The sequence below is a fragment of the Nocardia sp. NBC_01499 genome (assembly GCF_045040275.1).
Classification (GTDB): Bacteria; Actinomycetota; Actinomycetes; order Mycobacteriales; family Mycobacteriaceae; genus Nocardia.
The window spans coordinates 8,672,746-8,690,485 of record NZ_CP109426.1 but is presented as its reverse complement, the minus strand read 5'-3'; the positions used below and the strand labels follow the sequence as shown (position 1 = coordinate 8,690,485).

The 17,740-nt window shown below is 67.1% G+C and carries 17 protein-coding genes; 8 read left to right on the top strand and 9 right to left on the bottom strand.

Annotated features, from left to right (window positions below; genetic code table 11):
• Positions 1-244: 244 nt before the first annotated feature.
• Together OG203_RS39575 and OG203_RS39570 are read right to left on the bottom strand one after the other, a co-directional pair.
• Positions 245-541 (bottom strand): HAD family hydrolase, encoded by a 297-nt coding sequence (locus OG203_RS39575; RefSeq protein WP_405168149.1) that lies wholly within the window; start codon positions 539-541, stop codon positions 245-247.
• Positions 542-870: 329 nt separating this feature from the next.
• The gene (locus OG203_RS39570; RefSeq protein ID WP_405162309.1) at positions 871-1,539 is read right to left on the bottom strand and encodes a pyridoxal 5'-phosphate synthase; all 669 of its coding nucleotides are present in this window, start codon (positions 1,537-1,539) and stop codon (positions 871-873) included.
• 150 nt (positions 1,540-1,689) lie between these two features.
• Between OG203_RS39570 and OG203_RS39565 the strand changes: the two genes are divergently transcribed.
• Genes OG203_RS39565 through OG203_RS39555 form a run of 3 tightly spaced genes read left to right on the top strand, consistent with a single transcriptional unit; the run spans position 1,690 to position 3,334 of the window.
• On the top strand, positions 1,690-2,331 hold the full coding sequence (locus tag OG203_RS39565; RefSeq protein WP_405162308.1) for a hypothetical protein: 642 nt from the start codon (positions 1,690-1,692) through the stop codon (positions 2,329-2,331).
• Positions 2,321-2,884 carry a DUF6529 family protein gene (locus tag OG203_RS39560; RefSeq protein WP_405168148.1) on the top strand — a complete coding sequence of 188 codons (564 nt, stop codon included), beginning with the start codon at positions 2,321-2,323 and terminating at the stop codon, positions 2,882-2,884. The genes OG203_RS39565 and OG203_RS39560 overlap by 11 nt, the downstream gene beginning before the upstream one ends.
• Before the next feature lie 12 nt (positions 2,885-2,896).
• Positions 2,897-3,334: a ubiquinol-cytochrome c reductase iron-sulfur subunit gene (locus tag OG203_RS39555; RefSeq protein WP_405162307.1), complete on the top strand. Its 438-nt coding sequence runs from the start codon at positions 2,897-2,899 to the stop codon at positions 3,332-3,334.
• A 4-nt stretch (positions 3,335-3,338) separates the two neighbouring features.
• Here the strand turns inward: OG203_RS39555 and OG203_RS39550 are convergent, their stop codons facing one another.
• Entirely contained in the window at positions 3,339-4,064 is a 726-nt protein-coding gene (locus OG203_RS39550) for a hypothetical protein (RefSeq protein ID WP_405162306.1), read from the bottom strand.
• Entirely contained in the window at positions 4,052-4,993 is a 942-nt protein-coding gene (locus OG203_RS39545; protein ID WP_405168147.1) for a hypothetical protein, read from the bottom strand. The genes OG203_RS39550 and OG203_RS39545 overlap by 13 nt, the downstream gene beginning before the upstream one ends.
• Positions 4,994-5,081: 88 nt before the next feature.
• On the opposite strand from OG203_RS39545, the gene lspA reads away from it, so the two are divergent.
• The 3 genes from lspA to OG203_RS39530 are packed head-to-tail and all read left to right on the top strand — an operon-like array spanning position 5,082 to position 7,298.
• Positions 5,082-5,714: a signal peptidase II gene (lspA, locus tag OG203_RS39540; protein ID WP_405162305.1), complete on the top strand. Its 633-nt coding sequence runs from the start codon at positions 5,082-5,084 to the stop codon at positions 5,712-5,714.
• Positions 5,711-6,637: an RluA family pseudouridine synthase gene (locus OG203_RS39535; protein ID WP_405162304.1), complete on the top strand. Its 927-nt coding sequence runs from the start codon at positions 5,711-5,713 to the stop codon at positions 6,635-6,637. Before lspA ends, OG203_RS39535 begins: the two co-directional genes overlap by 4 nt.
• Positions 6,630-7,298, top strand: a complete 669-nt coding sequence (locus tag OG203_RS39530) for a hypothetical protein (protein WP_405162303.1) — start codon at positions 6,630-6,632, stop codon at positions 7,296-7,298. The genes OG203_RS39535 and OG203_RS39530 overlap by 8 nt, the downstream gene beginning before the upstream one ends.
• 75 nt (positions 7,299-7,373) lie before the next feature.
• Here OG203_RS39530 and OG203_RS39525 read toward each other — a convergent pair whose 3' ends face one another.
• The gene (locus tag OG203_RS39525; protein ID WP_405162302.1) at positions 7,374-8,630 is read right to left on the bottom strand and encodes an alpha/beta fold hydrolase; all 1,257 of its coding nucleotides are present in this window, start codon (positions 8,628-8,630) and stop codon (positions 7,374-7,376) included.
• A gap of 36 nt (positions 8,631-8,666) precedes the next feature.
• Here OG203_RS39525 and OG203_RS39520 point away from each other — a divergent pair, with 36 nt between their 5' ends.
• Positions 8,667-9,200: a helix-turn-helix domain-containing protein gene (locus OG203_RS39520; protein WP_405162301.1), complete on the top strand. Its 534-nt coding sequence runs from the start codon at positions 8,667-8,669 to the stop codon at positions 9,198-9,200.
• 251 nt (positions 9,201-9,451) lie between these two features.
• Here OG203_RS39520 and OG203_RS39515 read toward each other — a convergent pair whose 3' ends face one another.
• Both OG203_RS39515 and OG203_RS39510 read right to left on the bottom strand, forming a co-directional pair.
• Positions 9,452-10,270 carry a PhzF family phenazine biosynthesis protein gene (locus OG203_RS39515; RefSeq protein WP_405162300.1) on the bottom strand — a complete coding sequence of 273 codons (819 nt, stop codon included), beginning with the start codon at positions 10,268-10,270 and terminating at the stop codon, positions 9,452-9,454.
• 80 nt (positions 10,271-10,350) lie between these two features.
• The gene (locus tag OG203_RS39510) at positions 10,351-12,774 is read right to left on the bottom strand and encodes an HAD-IC family P-type ATPase (RefSeq protein ID WP_405162299.1); all 2,424 of its coding nucleotides are present in this window, start codon (positions 12,772-12,774) and stop codon (positions 10,351-10,353) included.
• 35 nt (positions 12,775-12,809) lie between these two features.
• Between OG203_RS39510 and rarD the strand changes: the two genes are divergently transcribed.
• Entirely contained in the window at positions 12,810-13,733 is a 924-nt protein-coding gene (rarD, locus tag OG203_RS39505; protein ID WP_405162298.1) for an EamA family transporter RarD, read from the top strand.
• Between the two features lie 30 nt (positions 13,734-13,763).
• Here the strand turns inward: rarD and OG203_RS39500 are convergent, their stop codons facing one another.
• Together OG203_RS39500 and OG203_RS39495 are read right to left on the bottom strand one after the other, a co-directional pair.
• A complete protein-coding gene (locus OG203_RS39500) occupies positions 13,764-17,072 on the bottom strand; it encodes an arabinosyltransferase domain-containing protein (protein WP_405162297.1) in 3,309 nt (1,102 codons plus the stop codon).
• A 158-nt stretch (positions 17,073-17,230) separates the two neighbouring features.
• Positions 17,231-17,734: a hypothetical protein gene (locus tag OG203_RS39495; protein ID WP_405162296.1), complete on the bottom strand. Its 504-nt coding sequence runs from the start codon at positions 17,732-17,734 to the stop codon at positions 17,231-17,233.
• Positions 17,735-17,740: the final 6 nt, after the last annotated feature.

Sequence of the window (17,740 nt, the reverse complement as noted above, 5' to 3'; positions counted from 1 at the left end):
ACTCTGCTACGTCATTGATCGGAACGTGGCTCACCAACGCGAGTCGTCCGTTGTCTCGTACAACATTGCTCGCAACTCATCACGCGAGTTCGTGGTGTCAGGGCCGAGACGAATCAGCTCCCGGACGATCTCAGCCGCGGGAATCCACCGCTTCCGTCGTGCGTTTCGCAAGTCCCGGCCGGTCAGCGCGTTCATGCCATGACGATAGCGTCTTGCTACTGTCGGATGGGAAATGTCCAGCAACCTACGATTTCGACAGCGGCGTGTGCAACGCCGAGATCGTCGCCGCGTTGCTCACGTGGCGGATCGCGGTGATCCCCACGGACTCCGCTCCTGCTACCGCGATCTCTGAGTCGTCGATGAATGCCGCCTCGCTGGGGGCGACGTTCAGGCGGGTGCACGCTAGGAGGTAGATCTGGGGGTCGGGTTTAGCCATGCCGACCTCATGGGAGTACACGATGTCGTCGACCAGTTCCTCGAAACCGTAAGCGCCCCGGCGAAACTGTTGCTCAACAGACCGGTCCGATACCGCGGACGCAATCCAGCGAGGTATTCGATCAGCTCCGTGTTAGCGACCCCGAGATACTGCTCCCACATGTCGGCGAGTATCGCGGTCGCGACCGACTCATCGACTCCCAGACCAGTACGGATCGCTTCGCGCACTTGCGATTCGGTGACCGTACCGAGCTCACCCGCCGCCCAGATATCGATCAGCTCCGGCCCGATCTCGTCGATCGAAAGCCCGAGCCGGCGAAGCCAATCACCGACAAAGGTCATATCCGAAGTGATTTCGAGAACCCCGCCGATGTCGAACAAGACCGCGCGCACCCCCATACCCTGCGAGTGTAGATGGCCAGCCCGACGGAACGGTCAGGGCCACAATCGTGTTCGTGACCAGGAGTCGCCCTCGGCGGAGTAGCGGAGCCGTTGGTGGCGGCGCTGGGAGTCGCCCTGCCAGAACTCGACTTCTTCGGGGCGGACCGCATAGGACAGCCACTCGTCGGGGACGAGGTTCGGGGTCGCTGCCAGTTCCTGGTGAGCGTGTTCCAGTGCCTCGTCCAGTTCCGCGGGATCGCTGAAGGGCTGGCTCTGTCGACGGGTCAACGCCATCTGCCGCGAACCTGGTGGCCGCGCACGGAAGTCGGCTGCGGCCACAGCTGGTGGATCCGCCACTACCGGGCCGCTGACCCGTACCTGACGGACCAGCTCCGGCCAATAGAACGTCAACGCGGCGAACGGTCGCGCGGCAAGCTCGCGTCCCTTGCGGCTGAGCGTGCTGATCGCGAAATGCCAACCCGCGCTGTCGACATCCTTCAAAATCAGCACCCGTGCCGACGGACGCCCGTCCGCGTCGGCCGTCGACAGGGTCATCGCGTGCGGCTCGGTCACGCCCGACCGGACTGCCAGCAGGAACCACTCACCGAACAGCTCCATCGGACTGTCCGGCGCGCTCGACGGATCGAACTCCGGTGCCGTCCCCTTCAATACGGTCAGCTTCCGCAATTCGGACCGCAGCCCGTCAACCGTCTGCTCCGCCACCCAAGTCCTCCCGTATCTCGCCGCCATCGAACGGGCCGAGCCTATCCACGCCGACGAGGCGGCGCGACACGCCGATACCAGGCTGTCGTGAATGTCCGCTTGAACCGCAGGGTGCCCTGCCCCGTTTCCCATGCGAAGAGCGGAGATCGCATGAAACGTCTCGGGCCGTGGCTCACCTTGGCAGCGGTGGCCGTGCTCGGCATTGTGCTGCTCGTAGTCAATATGTCCGAAGAGACCGAACCGGCGGTGGCGAAATCGAATACGCCGGTGGTGACGACCAGCGCCGTAGCACCGACGACCACCGCTCCGGCGCAGTTTCCGGCGAAAGCGGATTATGTCGGCCACATTCCGCTGGTGTCCGGTGCTCCGCTCGCTCTCTCGATCACTGTCGCGGGTGACAAGGCGATCGCCTATGTCTGCGACGGGAAGGCGGTCGAGTCGTGGCTGCGGGGCGGCGCGGGCACTGGCGCACTGCAGCTGACCGGCAAGAACGACGCCAGACTTGACGGCCGCTTCGACGGCAAGGTGGTCACCGGGACACTGTGGCTCGGCCCCAAGCAGTGGGACTTCACCGCCGCGCCGGTGCAGTCGCCCGCCGGACTCTATGTCTACAACGCGGGCGGCGTCAGGCAGAGCTGGATCGTCGACGCGAACGGCAATGTCACCGGTGTGCAGCGTGGCACCGACGGCGCGACCTCTCCTGCCCCCGCCCTGGCACCCGACGCGACGGCAATCGTCAACGGCAAGAAGATAACTGCGAACAAGGTAAGTGGTGGTGACAGTGTCGGCTGAGCGAGAGACGACGCCCGGGCGGCCACGGGCCGCGGCGGCCATCGCGATCCCGGTGCTGATCGGCGCCGCGGTCTCGGTGCTGCTCGGTGTCTACGCCAAAACCCATGAGCCGTCCGGCTATTCGGTCAATGTCGCGGGCTTCTCCAGTCCGCTGGTGGTCAAGACCTGGTTGGCGACCGTCGCATTCGTGCTCGCCCTCGGCCAATTCGTCTCGGCGCTGGCGATATACGGCAAGCTGCCGGTTCGCGCGCCGTCCTGGATCGGTGCCGCGCACGTCTGGTCGGGCAGGCTGGCCGTGCTGGTGAGCGTCCCGGTCGCGGTGCACTGCCTGTTCGCCTTGGGTTTTCAGCAGTACGACACGCGAGTGCTGCTGCATTCGCTGGTCGGCTGCTTTTTTTACGGCGCGTTCGTCACCAAGATGCTGCTACTTACTCGAAAAGGGCTGCCCGGCTGGGTCATTCCGGTCGCGGGCGGCCTGGTCCTTGCCGGGATCACCGGCCTCTGGCTCACCTCATCACTCTGGTTCTTCCACACCAACGGCCTCACTTTCTGATCGGAGATCGGCATGACCATCGACGAATCGGTCTGCACCCGTCGCACCGCTGTCGCGGCCGGCGCTGGCATTGTTGTCGCGGCGGCGGCGCTGACCGCATGCGCCACCTACGGCAAGGAAAACGCCACTCCCGCACCGAATCCCACACCGGCGAGCGCGGATCAGCCCGCCGGAACCGCGCTCGCCAAGACCGCCGACATCCCCGTCGGCGGCGGGGTGATCGTCGGCGACACCGTGGTGACCCAGCCGAGCGCCGGAACCTTCGTCGGCCTGTCCTCGACCTGCACGCACGCCGGTTGCACGGTCACCTCGGTATCCGGCGGCACCATCAACTGCCCGTGCCACGGCAGCAAATACCACCTGGACGGCTCGGTCGCCCGTGGTCCGGCGCCCAAACCTCTAGCGGCTAAAGCTGTTCGGGTTGTTGGTGATTCGGTAGTGCCAGGCTAGCGGATCAAGGCCCAACAACACCTTGCAGCCGACGCACCTGCGCGGCGGTGAGATCGCTGAGTACCCCCGCATCGACCGACTCCGGCGCGGTCACCGCGACCTGCGCCAGCGTGTTACCGACCTGGACGATCGCGACCGACGAATTCAGCGTCAGCCCTTCGCTGGTGGTGCGCACCTGAAAGGCGGCAAGCGCGTCACCGGCCTTCGGCTGCGCGAGCCCGCCGACTCGGTAATCGACATGGATACCGGTGGCATCGGTACCGGAATAGTGGGCGCAGCGCCGCAAGGTCGCCTGCACGTCCGAAAACGCGGGCGCCACCGCGTCATCCCGGTAACTCGCCGCGTCGATATCGATGCTGGAGAAGTTCGGGCCCGAGTATTGAACCGACGACTTGGTCAGCGCGCCCGGCAGCTGCTCACCTAGCGGCGTGAGGACTTTCACGCATTCCGCCGGATCGGTCGGCGAGCCCTGCGCGTCGGCGGGCGTCTCGGCCCGCGCGGGCAGCAGGGTGAAGTTCGGCGGCAGATTCGTATTGGTCAGCAGTTGATCGTGCAACCGGTCGGCATCGGCGATCGGCGATCCGGTCACCGGCGCGGCGGCCGCGACGGGACCGAGTGGTGGCAGCTCCGGCGCGGCCGGGGCCGCCGATTTCGGCGATCCGCACGCGGCGACGAGCGCGGTGGTCGCGGCGACGAGCAATAGGGCGCGCCCGCGGATCACTCCGTCCACGACACCTGCGTGTCGATCGTCTGCTGCAGCACGCTCGCGCTGCGCGGATCGCGGTAGCCCTGATGGCCGCCGACCGTGATGGACCCGGAGACGGGCAGCGGCAACCCGAGATCGACGGTGATGGTGCCGTTGCCCTGCATGACGTAATCCTCGATGTCGAGCTTGCCCGCGTTGTTGGGCAGGTTCCACTCCGCGGACTTCGGCTGCTGGGTGACATCGAGCTCGATGGTCAGCCGGTCACCGTCGCGCTTGGTCAGCGTCGCCGTTGTCACCTGTTCGAGCGTGACCCCGCCGGTGATCTCCTGCTGCACCGTCCAGACCGCGCCCTCGCCGACCGGCTGATCAGGAAACGCGATCGAACGGTAAACCGCCTGATAGAAGGCCTGTTCCAGCGCGGCCCTCGCCGGGTTGGAGGTATCAGGCGCCGGTTCGAGCCGCAGCGCGGTGATGGCGCCGAAGTCGCTCAGGTCGAATCCGGCGTGCGAACCGCCGGACTTGGTGAACGCCTTGGCCAGCGTCGGGTCCGGCGTGGTGACGGTGCCGAGCGTCAGATCGATGCCTTCGGCGTCGGTCTGCGCGGTCATCGGGATCGACAGGGCGGGCGCGGAGAAGTCGCGCGCGGGTTGATCGTTGATCTGCTGGGCGATGCGATGCGAGGTATTCAGCGTCACCTGCTGCGTGGTGCCCGCCGGGTAGTCGCGGCGCAGCAACGAGCGCGGCTCGTCGCCGGGCGAGACGATGGTGGTGATCACGGCGGGGATCGGCACGGTCACCCTTTTGCCGATGCCGAGCGGCTCGGTGGTATCGGTCTCCGAGCGCGACTCGGTACCACCGCTGCAGCCGGTTCCGAACGCGGTCAGGCCGACCGCGAGCACTATCAGCAACACACCCGACCGCGCGAACCGAGGGATGTGGGGGGAAGACAACACCGTCACGAGTGTCAGGGTACGACCGGTTCCTGAGTGTCAGCTGGGACTTGCGGGTGACCACCGCACAAGGTGTCGGGTACCTCGAGAGATGATGGTGCGTGTGAGTGATGACCCGCCGCCCGAGGAGAACCCAGCGAACACCGCCGAGGAGGCGACACCAGCGACTCCGCCGCAGCGGCTGCGGACTCTGCTCGCCATCGCGGCCGTCCTGCTCGGACTCGACCTACTCACCAAATGCATCGTCGTCGCGAACCTGAAGCCGGGCGAGCCGGTGTCGATCATCGGTGACTTCGCGCGGTTCAGCCTGGTGCGCAATCCCGGCGCGGCCTTCTCGATGGCGACCGGCATGACCTGGCTGCTGACCTTGGTCGCGGCCGCCGTGGTGATCGGGGTGATCCGGATCGGGCGCACGCTGCGGTCGCTGTGGTGGGCGATCGGGCTCGGCATGGTGCTCGGCGGCGCGCTCGGCAATCTGGTCGACCGGCTGTTCCGTGCGCCGGGGCCGTTGCAGGGGCACGTGGTCGACTTCATCGCGATCGGCTGGTGGCCGGTGTTCAACGTGGCGGATTCGTCGATCGTCTGCGGCGCGATCCTGCTCGTGGCGTTGACCGTGTTCGGCTTCGAGCCGAACGGGACGCGCACCGGGCGCGGCGAGCCCGAGACCGACGACGCGACCGACACCACTGTGCACAAGACCACCAGCGAGGGGAACACTGCATGAGGGAAACACGAACCATGCCCGTTCCCGACGGGCTCGACGGCATGCGGGTCGACGCGGGCCTGTCCCGGCTGCTCGGCCTGTCCAGGACGGCCGTCGCCGCGCTCGCCGAGGAAGGCTCGGTGCAGCTCGACGGCATCGCGGCGGGCAAGTCCGATCGGCTCGCCGCGGGCGCCTGGCTGGAGGTGATCTTCCCTGAACCGAAGCGGGAGCTGTCGATCGAGGTCAGGCCGGTGGAGGGGATGCGGATCCTCTACGCCGACGACGACATCGTCGCGGTGGACAAGCCGGTCGGCGTCGCGGCGCACACCGGCGTCGGCTGGACCGGGCCGACGGTGATCGGCGGGCTTGCCGCGGCGGGGTATCGCATCTCCACCTCCGGCGCGCACGAGCGCCAGGGCATCGTGCACCGGCTCGACGTCGGCACCTCCGGGGTGATGGTGGTCGCGCAGTCCGAGCACGCGTACACGGTGCTCAAGCGCGCGTTCAAGCAGCGCACCGTGGCCAAGCGGTATCACGCACTGGTGCAAGGACATCCGGACCCGAGTAGCGGCACCATCGACGCACCGATCGGGCGGGCCCGCGGCAACGACTGGAAGTTCGCGGTCACCGCCGACGGACGCCCCAGCGTCACGCACTACGACACCGTCGAGGCGTTCCAGGCCGCGAGCCTGCTCGACATCCATCTGGAAACCGGTCGCACCCACCAGATCCGGGTGCACTTCTCCGCGATCAGGCACCCTTGCTGCGGCGACCTCACCTACGGCGCCGACCCGCGTCTCGCTCAGCGCCTCGGCCTGGAAAGGCAATGGCTGCATGCCCGTTCGCTCGGTTTCAACCATCCCGCGGACGGCCGCTGGCTGGAGATCACCAGCGACTACCCCGACGATCTGAAGCACGCGCTGGACGTCCTGCGCAATGCCTGACCGGCGGACGCTGCCCTTTGGTCGACTCGTCCTCGGGGCGGCGGCTGTCGCGCTGGTCGTTTTCATTGTGCTGCTGGGTGTACTGAACCCGCCTCGTAAAGCGGGGGTGTTCACCGATCGACTCGGGCCGGAGCAGGGCGAGCAGGTCGCGGATTACCTTGCGCGAGCCCGTGATTCACTCGGCGGCATGGATGCCGCCGAGCACTGGGCGCTGGTGTCGTTCACCGAACCACTTGTGCCGGAACAGATCCCGCCGCACAGCGCGGGTATGCGGATAGCGCAAGTGCTGTACCAGGTTCCGATACCTCGGGTGCAAACCCCGTTGGTCGCGGTGCCCGTCCCCGCTGGCGATGCGGCGGCGATCGACTCCGCGGAGTCGGCGGCATGGCTGCTGCCCCGGTCCGCGCCGGACGAACGTGCCACGCGGGTCACCGCGCTGTCGGCTGCCCGGCTGCGCTCCGGTTGCGCATGCACCGTTGGGCTTGTTCTGCGCGGGCCCCTCGATTGTCTACGAAAGCTCTCCTCCCAGAACGGAATCCGTGCGGTCGAGGCGCTGCCTGCCGACGCCGTTGCCGGTCGATTCGGTGTAGTGCCGCTACTTCCCGAGCAACTCGACGTCATCCAGCCTGGGCCGAACGACGGTCCCGTCCCGGATCAGTGAAGCCGCGCAACGGTTCTCCTGCCGCGTGAGCTGATTCGTGCGCGAGAGAGCAGGGTGCGCGGCGCGGTCGGGCCGTCAGTGCCGCAATAGCCAGTTGGCAATGTCAGCGATGACGGCGAGGTCGACGTGCTGTGGGGTCTGGTAGTCGCTTGGCGCGGAGGGGCCGTCACCGGGGAAGAAGAGGTGATCAGCTTGTTCGTAGACGCGGAGCGTGGTGTCGGGGTGGTCGGCGAGGCCTGCCTGCCAACCGGCGAGGTCGTCGGCGACGGTCACCTGGTAGTCGCGTGCGCCTTGCAGGATCAGTAGGGGCTTGGTCAGGGCGGCGGCGGTCGAGACGGGTTGGTAGGCAAGCAGATCCAGCCAGTAGGTGCCGGAGAAACCGAAGGGCAGGTCCACACGCGGAGTCTCCGGGGATAGCGTCGGGCCGTCCACCACCGCAGCCTGTCGGGTGATCGCGGCAACCGCGGCATCGGAGTCCGGGCCGGGTTCGAGCGCCGCGATATAGCGGATGACCCGGACGGCGGCGTGCTGCATGGGCTGGGTATCGCCCGCCATGATCACCAGTCCGGCGACCTCCGGTGCCGCGGCCGCTACCCGCGGCGCGACCTTGCCGCCCATGCTGTGGCCGAGCAGGAAGACGCGGTCGATGTCCGGGCGTTTCCGGAGCAGATCGACGGCCGAAACCGCGTGTGGCACATACTCATCGGCCATTGTGAAGCCAGCCTGGTCGGCCACGTGCGGATGCGCGTAGGTCACCTTGTCGAAGCGAAGCACAGCGACACCGCGGCTCGCCAGGCCCCAAGCCAGATCCTTGAACGGCTTGTTCGGACCGCCGGTTTCGTCTCGATCGAACGGACCACCGCCGGAGAGCAGGACGACAGCGGGCCATGGGCCGGAGCCGCGCGGCACGCTCAGCGTGCCATCGACCGCGAGTTCGCCTGAGCCGACGGTGATCTCGCGCTCCTCGAAGGCGCTCGGGTCGGCATAGCCCGGCGGCGTCCACGCGGTGTCGGTGTCGGCCAACCGCAGCCCTTGCAGCAGGCCCGCCGCATCGATGGACATGATCATGGTGAAGCCGCCGCGCTCGCACACCACCGGCACACTCGCGCGAATCAGACCGTCACCGCACGGCTCCAACGCAGGCTCGCCGATCACGGAAACCGCACCGACCCTGCTCATTTCGGCCATCCAGGCGGCGCGCAGCGAATCCGGCGAGACCGCTGCCCGCAACGGTCCGTCGAACAACTCCGCGACCCGCGTGAACTCGCCGTCACGCACCAACTCCACGACTCGGACGGCCGTAGGCCCATCCGATTCCATTACCGTTCTCATGTTTGAGAACGGTATCAGCTGTGAGATCGTAGAGCAATGGATTCCATGGAGCTGCTGGCGCACCCGGTGCGGTTGCGGATCGTGCACGCCATGCGCGGCGGGCGCATGCTCACCACCGCCCAGCTGTGCGAGCGACTTCCCGATACGTCGAAGGCGACCGTCTATCGGCATGTCGAAATGCTCACCGCGGGCGGCATTCTCGAAGTGGCCGAGGAGCAGCGGGTTCGTGGCGCCGTGCAGCGCCGCTACCGGCTGCGCCAGGACCGCGCGACCATCGACCCCGAATCCGCTCGATCGCTGAACCCGGACGACCACCGCCGGGTATTCGCCACCGCGATGGCCACCCTGCTCGCCGAGTTCAACGCCTACCTCGATCGTCCCGAGGCCGACCTGACCCGTGACGCGGTCGGTTACCGCCAGCACGCGGTCTGGCTCAGCGACGACGAGGTGCTCGAGTTGATCGCGGGCATGCGCGCGGCGATCCTGCCCGCACTAGCCAACGAGGCGACCCCCGACCGCACCCAATACCTGTTGAGCCCGATCCTGTTTCCCCTCGAGGACCAGCCTTGACCAGGTCGAAACCGGCACGGCCCGTGCATGATTCGGCCGAACCCGAGTCGTCGCGAACCTCGCGGGACAGACCTCCGCCGGGATGATTCATCCCCGCCTCATCCCAGCGGAGGCCTGAAATCACCACGCCGCAACAGTGATTCACAGCGCCGTGGTGACAGAGCGCGACTCGATGGCGGCACGGCCACGTTTCGGCGGCGCCAAGGCGCGCGAGCTGTGCTGGCAGCACGCGTGAGTCGCAAGGGCTCCCGTCAGTCCGGTAGTTGCACAACCCCATCCAGGTACCGGCGGCATCGTCCGACGAGTAGCACCCGGTCGCCGACGAGTTCGCAGCGCAGGCTGCCGCCGCGGCGGGAGAGCTGGCGGGCGGTGAGTTCGGTGCGGCCGAGTTCACCGGCCCACAGCGGAACCAGTTGGGCGTGCGCCGATCCGGTGACCGGGTCCTCCAGCACGCCGACGCCTGGCGCGAAGAAGCGCGAGACGAAGTCGGCGCTCTCGCCGCGCGCGGTGACGATGGCACCGCGCGGCAACGGGGGGAACGCGGTGAAAATCGGTACGGCGTCGCGGACTTCCTGTTCGGTGGCCACCACGATGACCTCGTCGGTGCCGGTGCAGGCGCGCACCGCGCGCACCCCGAGCGCGGCGACGAGGACCAGATCGGGTTCCACCTCGGCGCTCGGCACCGCGGGCAGATCGAGCACGAATTCATCGTCGTCGGTGCGGTCGACGTGCAGCCAGCCGCTGCGGGTGAAGAAGCTCACCCGGTCGGCGCCGGGGTGCATGTCCTCCAAAATCTGTGCGGCACTGGCCACCGTGGCGTGCCCGCACATGTCGACCTCGACGGCGGGGGTGAACCAGCGCAGGTGGAACGCGGGCCAATCTCCTGGAGGCGCACCGGCCTCCGGCGGTAATTCCGCGGTGTAGAAGGCGGTTTCGGCGAGGTTGTTCTCCTCGGCCAGGTGTTGCAGCAACGAATCCGGGAGCCACGACGGGAGCGGCATCACCGCGGCTGGGTTGCCCGAGAACGGTGCGTCGGCGAACGCGTCGATCTGGTGCAGCAGTACCTCCATATTGGGAGAAGGTACTCCAACACTGAATGGTCGCCTCGCACAAGGCTTCTCGCGGCGCGCCGGGTCGGATGTCCAGTTTGTCAGGAAACGCCGTTATTCGAGGTCGGGAAGAGTTGCCGCTTCTCGCCGAGCAGCGTCGCGCTGACCCACCACGCGACCTCGACGAGCACGATACCGACAGCGCCGCAAATGAATGCGGCCGTGGTGAGTCCGACATCCGACGGGTCGAGCTTGAAGAAGTGGCGGGTGAACGGGACGGTGAACAGAATGATGTACGCGGCCACCGAGGCCGAGATGAGCACCACCTTCCACCACACGTACGGCCTTGCCACGATGGCGAGCACCCACACCGCGATCATGATCAGGGTGATCAACGCGGTGGTGCCCGCCTGCTCCTTCTGCTGCGCGGTGGCGTCCGGACCGGCGTAGGCGATCAGGTAGGCGACGAAGGTGGCGGTGCCGATCACCACGCCGGACGGGATGGCCAATCGCATGACGCGCCGGACGAATCCGCTGCGCGCGCGCTCGTTGTTCGGCGCGAGCGAGAGGATGAACGCCGGGATACCGATGGTGAACCAGGCGGCGATCGTGACGTGGCGCGGCAGGAACGGGTAGCCGATCGGGTCGTAGCCGAAGATCTGCGAGCCGACGCCCGCGATGCCGATCAGGAAGGCGAGCAGCACCGAGTAGACGGTCTTGGTGAGGAACAGATTCGAGACCCGCTCGATATTGCCGATCACCCGGCGTCCCTCACCGACCACGTATGGCAGGGTCGCGAACTTGTTGTCCAGCAACACGATCTGCGCCACCGCGCGGGTGGCCGGGCTGCCCGCGCCCATCGCGACGCCGATGTCGGCATCCTTGAGCGCGAGCACGTCGTTCACGCCGTCGCCGGTCATCGCGACGGTGTGGCCGCGAGACTGCAAGGCGGCCACCATGGCTCGCTTCTGGTCGGGGCGGACCCGGCCGAAGGTGGTCTCGTTGTCCAGTACGTCGGCGAGTTGTTCGCGGTCCTCGGGCAATTCGCGCGCGTCGACCGCGTGGTCGCCGCCGGTGAGGTCGAGCGAGGAAGCGACCGCGCCCACCGAGACGGCGTTGTCGCCGGAGATCACCTTGATCGAAACATTCTGGCTGGCAAAGTATTCGAGCGTTTCCTTGGCGTCGGGCCGGACCCGCTGCTCGAGCACCACCAGCGCGGCGGGGCGCACGGTGCCAGGCGCGTCCGCCGCGTCGACCGGACGATCGCTGCGGGCCAGCAGCAGGATGCGCAGCCCCGAAGAGCCGAGTTCCTCTGCCACCCTGGCGTTTTCGGAATCCGAGTCGAGCAGCACATCGGGCGCGCCGAGCAGCCAGTCGCCGTGTTCGCCGTAGGAGCAGCCGCTCCACTTCTTGGCCGAGGAGAACGGCGCGACCGCGGTGCGCTGCCAGCCAGGACCGTCCGGCAGCGCCTCGGCGATCGCCTGCACGCTCGCGTTCGGGCGCGGATCGTCGGCCGCCAGCGCGGCCAGTGCCTGCCGAACCTCGTTGTCCTCGAACGATTCCAGGGTCTTGATGTCGGAGAGGCGCATGCCGTTCTCGGTGAGCGTGCCGGTCTTGTCCGCGCACACCACGTCCACCCTGGCGAGGCCCTCGATGGCGGGCAGCTCCTGCACCAGGCACTGGCGCCGCCCGAGCCGCACCACGCCGACCGCGAACGCGACCGAGGTCATCAGCACCAGGCCCTCGGGCACCATCGGCACCAGCGCCGCGACCATGCCGGTCAACGCGGGCCGCCACGACTCCTTGCTGGAGAACAGCTGGTTGTAGATGCTCAGCAGGCCCGCCGGGATCAGCAGGTAGGTGATCACCTTCAGGATGGTGTCGATGCCGCTGCGCAGCTCCGACTTCACCAGCGTGAACTTGCTTGCCTCGTCGGCAAGCTTGGCCGCGTAGGCGTCCTTGCCGACCTTGGTCGCGCGGTAGCAGCCGCTGCCGGAGACCACGTAGCTGCCCGACATCACCTCCGCGCCGACCTGCTTGTCCATCGGGTCGGCCTCGCCGGTGAGCAACGATTCATCGATTTCCAGCAGCGAGGCCTCGGCGACCTCGCCGTCGACCACGATCTGGTCGCCGGGGCCGAGCTCGATCAGGTCGTCGAGGACCACCTCGCGCGGCGCGACCTCGACGGCCTTGCCGTCGCGGCGCACGGTCGGCTTGGCCTGGCTGACGATGGCCAGCTTGTCCAGGGTGCGCTTGGCGCGGACCTCCTGAATGATGCCGATCGCGCTGTTCGCGATGATCAGCAGGCCGAACATGCCGTCGACGATCGAACCGGTGGCCAGCACCAGGATGAACAGCACGCCGAGCAGGGCGTTGATCCTGGTGAAGACGTTCGCCCTGACAATGTCGCGTACCGAGCGGCTTGCCCGGTCCGGTACATCGTTGGTGAGCCCGTCGCGGCGGCGTTGCTCGACCTCCGCCGCGGTGAGTCCGGTGGCGCGCGAAGCCTGCACGGTAGTCGACATGACCGCAAGGCTACGTGAGAAGTAGCGTCGCAAGCGTGCAGCGGAGCAGGTCTATCCCGGGTGTTGCGTTCGGTACGAGCGCCTTTTTCCTCTGGGGTTTGTTCCCCGCGTTCTTCGGGTTGCTGGCGTTCGCCAGCGCGGCCGAGGTGGTCGCGCAGCGGATTCTGTGGACGTTGCTGGTGGTGCTCGCGGTGCTGATGGTGACCGGGCGACTACGCGAGCTGCGTGGCATCGGGGCACGGACCTGGCGGCTTGCCGCGGTGGCGTCGGCGGCGATCGCGATCAACTGGGGTGTGTATGTGTACGGCGTCACGTCGGGGCATGTCGTGGAGTGCGCGCTGGGGTACTTCATCAACCCGTTGGTGACGGTCGCGTTCGGGGTGCTCATCTTCCGTGAGCGACTGGCGAAGGTGCAGTGGGCCGCGCTCGGGCTCGGCGCGGTGGCGGTGGCCGTGCTCACCGTCGACTACGGCAGGCCGCCGGTCATCGCACTGGTGCTTGCCTGTTCGTTCGCCACGTACGGTCTGGTGAAGAAGGTGATCCCGCTGGACGCGTTGCGCGGTATCGCCGCCGAGGGGGTGGTCGCCGCGCCGTTCGCACTCGCCTTCGTCATCGTGCTCGCGGTCACCGGCCGTAGCGAATTCGGTTCCAGCGCAGGGCATGCCGGACTGATGCTGGCGACCGGCCCGGTCACGCTGGTGCCGCTACTGCTGTTCGCCGTTGCCGCGCAACGGGTTCCGCTGTCGACCATGGGGCTACTCCAGTACCTCACCCCGGCCCTCCAGATGGCCTGGGGCGTGGCCGTGGCTCACGAACCCATGCCTGCCTCCCGCTGGGCAGGGTTCGCACTCATCTGGACGGCCCTTGCCATCTTTACCGCGCACGCCCTGTTGCGTGCGCGGCGTACCCGTCGGGCGGGCCGACGCGCGGAATCATCTGCCGGGTCGGAGCGCGTATAGCGTTGCGCGCCAACCCGTATCAGCGATTCGCTACCAGTCGGTGTTGATGTGGCCTGGGGTCCAGGTACCCCACCGTTGGGTTTGGTCGATGGTGACCTTCGCCGTCTGCGCATTGGGGTCGAGCGGCAGGTACTGCTCGATCGAGCCCCAGTCGCGATCCCAGTCCTTGTTCAAATAGGCGGGCAGAGCGCGAGCGGTGAACAGCAGTTGGGTCCAGCCGAGCGGGCCGCCGCCGTCGTGCGCCTGCCAGAGGTTGGTGATGGTCGCGCCGTTGCGATCCGGCAGGATGCGGTAGCTGGGCATGTCGCTGACGCCCGCGTGGGTTGGCACGAGGTTCTGGCAGGGGTAGGTCATGGCAACCTCCCAGTCCAGCAGGACCGGCGTCCGCGAACCGACCACGTCGTTCAGGGTCTTCGTCTGCGGCACGCGCGGCGGTGTCACCGCGAGCCACTGATCCTTACCGAGATCCTTGTCGCTCGCGACGATCCGGACGACGTTCGCGTCACCTGGCAGCTTGTCGAACGGCACGCGCAGGTTGCGCCACGTCGGTGACGGTCCGATGTCGATCGGGTCCACACTGCCGAGAGTGACTGCCGTGCCGTCGGATTCGGCGCGACCGTACTCGAGGCGCAGATCCTGTCCGGGATGGACAATGCCGTCGCGATCGACGTGCCGGATCCGCCCGGCGACCGCGATCGAGATGATCGGGCCGCGACTTCCGTTGTTGTCGCTGGGAAGTCGGTACCACCCCGTCGTCAACTCGGCGGGTTCCTGGGTACCGTCCCGATAGCTGCCGAGCACCGGGATGGTCGCCGGATCCAGGCCGAAGGGCAGCGGGACACTGCTGCCGTTGATCCCGGCTCCCTTCGATGTACCGGTCTCCGAACCCGGCGACTTCGACCCTGCCTTCGGGTCGGCGGGCTGATCGGAATCAGTGCTGGTGACGGAATTCGCCTTGCCCGTGGTGGATTCGACCTCATCGGAGGTGAGGTCGGTAGCTACCCCATTCGGGGTGAATCCGGTCGAGTCGGAACCGGCCAGCGCCGTCGCGGCGTCGCCGGTCAGCGGGCTCAACACCGATGCGTTGGGATCGGTCTCGACCAGTACTTGGTCGGCGAGTCCGCAGCCACCGGAAACGGCTGCGGTCAGGTTCGATTGGGTGACCGAATACGCCGGATACTGTGCCACTGCCGCTTTCGCTAACGACAGCACCTCGAACAACACCATGGCGGCCGCGACGACGGCGAGCACGGGAATACGGCCGACCCTACCGGGCACCGAGTCAGGACGCGGCTGCGTCTCCGGGCGAATGTGGAACCATGCCGCGACGGCCAGTGCGAGCACCGAAAGGCCCGCCGCGAAGGTCGACAGCCCGAAACCGGCAAGCGTTGGCGCTTTGTCCCACCAAGGGACTCCCCACGCAGACACCCACCAGTAGCCGTTCGAGCCGATGAAAGTCAGCGCAAGTGCGAAGAAGACCGCCGCAGCGAACAGTGCCCGGTTGCGCAGCGGACGCGTGACGCGAGGACTGATCGCGACGGCGGTGAGCCCCGCGACGCAGGCGGCCAGCCCGGCGAAGACGCCGAACAGGTGGATCCATTTCGTCGGCGAGAACATCAGCAGCACCATCGCGGCGATGGTGATACCGATGAGTCGTCGCGACGGCCCGACGGCGGTCCCGGGAATGTGCCCACCGCGGCGCAGCATGACGACCGCGCAAGCCACCAGGCCGAGCAGCATCATGAACATGCCGAACCGCCGTGTCAGCCAACCATCGCCGCTGGGCTGCAGCAGATACTGGTAGCGCAAGAACTCCATGAACCACGACTCACCGGGCTGAATCCTGTTGTGCACGTAGGAAAACTCGAGCACTCCCGCAAAGGTCCGATCCGCGAAGATCGCGGTCAGCACCACTAGACCGGCGGCAACCAACGGCAGCAGCAGCGCAAGGTACCCGGTGTTCTTCGCCCGGCGCACGAGCACCGGGATCATCGTGCGTGCGCCGGCCGCCAGCGCACCGACACAGATCAGACCCGAGGGTGCGCACGTCAAGGTGAACGCCGCGATGACGATCGCCAGCGCGTAGGGCAGCAGCCGACGAGTAGCGATCGCTCGCTCGACAGAGGCCCAGGTGAGGATCATGCCCACTGCCACAAAGGGTTCGGCGCGCAACCCGTTGTTGTAGGGCAGCCAGAACGCGAGGAACACCAGTGCGCTGGTCCAGACAACGACCGAGTTCTCACGAAGGGCGGCGCCGAGCCGTGGCAATAGCTCGCGGCTGATCACCCACCAGGCGATGACGCTGACAATCAAGGTGGGCAACCGAACCCAAGGGCTCAGGTTCGATACGTGGGTCAGCAACCCGATCATGTTGGTGTACGGCGTGTAGAACGGCCCCTCGTCGATGCTGAACCAGCGGTAGTAGTTCGACATGAATCCGGAGCTGCGCTCAGCGCGCGCCATCCCGATGATATAGCCGTCATCAGAGGTGTTGGCGCCGATGAAGTGCCACACAAGCAGGGTGGCGAAAACCAGATAGTCCGCTGGCCGCAACCGCCACCACCGAGTGGGCAGGAACCGCCGCGACTTTCGGCCGTCGAGGCTGTCCAATCGGTACAGCGCGACGAGTGCGACCAACGTGGCCAACGCGGCCAGCACGATCGCGACCAGCTTCAGCGGTGTCGGCGACGACGAAAAGCGAGAATCGACTTGAACATTCACGTGCAAACCCGACGGCACCGCGCCGGTCAGCTCGCTGAAGACACCGACCACCTGCGGACGGACGTCGGTCGTGAACTCCTTGTCCGAATCCCCGAGACCCTGGACCGACACCGTGGTCCGCTTGGTATTCATCTCGATGCCGACCGAACAGGAGTGATCGCGGACAGCGCTCAGCGGTGACGACCACAGCAACGTGTTGCGCGACACCACGTCGACCCGGCCCGGCCGGTCCGCCGTGTCAGCAACGACTTTGGCCACGAAGCCGTAGTGCTCCAGGTCGGGTGACTGACGCGGAATCGTCGACACCACGACGCCGCCCGAATCCGCGAGGGCGGTGAAAGCGGCGCACGGGATCTGCGCCGAGAGATTCATCGGCGCGTAGGTGATCAGCGGCGATGTCACCGAGGTCACCGCGGCCGTCTGCGGCCACGCCACGCTGGACTGGTCCTGCCGGACCGGAAGGAACGGGATCGAGATCGCCGCGATAACGGCGATCAGGCCGCTGACGACTGCCAATATCTTGATTCGTCGAGCGGCGGCGCCGAGGAAGTGTTCCTGCGGATCCCCCCGCTGTGCCGACGGTTGGGCGGATTCGCGCACAGCGTCACTGACAGTCACGACGGTGGATGCTAGCGCGAAATCATCCGACGACACAGAGTCCCAGCTACCGGTGCTCGAATCACGCACTCAGCCTGCGTATTCGGCAACCGTGCGGCACCGGACAAACAGACCGTTGTCGCGGCCGACTCGGGTTGAGTCGGCCGCGACGAAACGAACTAGCTGCAGGCCGTCGAGGTCTGGCCAAGGTTGGTCAGCATGGCGCAGGCCCAGGACTTCTGGATCTTCCACTTGCCGTTGTCGGCGACGAACGGGACGTCGACGATGTTCTCCTGGCCGTTCACCACGAACTTGGCCTTGGCGTTGACGCTGTCGCCGAAGCTGGTGACGTCGGTGACGGTGATCTTCACATCGGCGCCCTTGGCGGCCTGCGAGAGGCGATCCGGCAGGGTCGGGTCGGCCTCGGCACCTTGGACGCCGTCCAGCTTCTCCGCCGCGGGAACCGTCGGGTCGAGCGCGCGGGTCAAGGCGGTGTTCAGCTCGTCGACAGTCGGGACCGGCGGCAGGTTCGCGGTGTTGGCCGATGCCGACGCGCTTGCGCTGGTCGACGTCTTGGCCGCTGGCTTGCTGTCCTTGCTGTCGCTGCTGCACGCGGTCATACCCAGCGCGGCAACGACGGCCAGTCCGGCGATCGCGATGCGTCCAGTCTTACGAAGCTTCAACTGCTC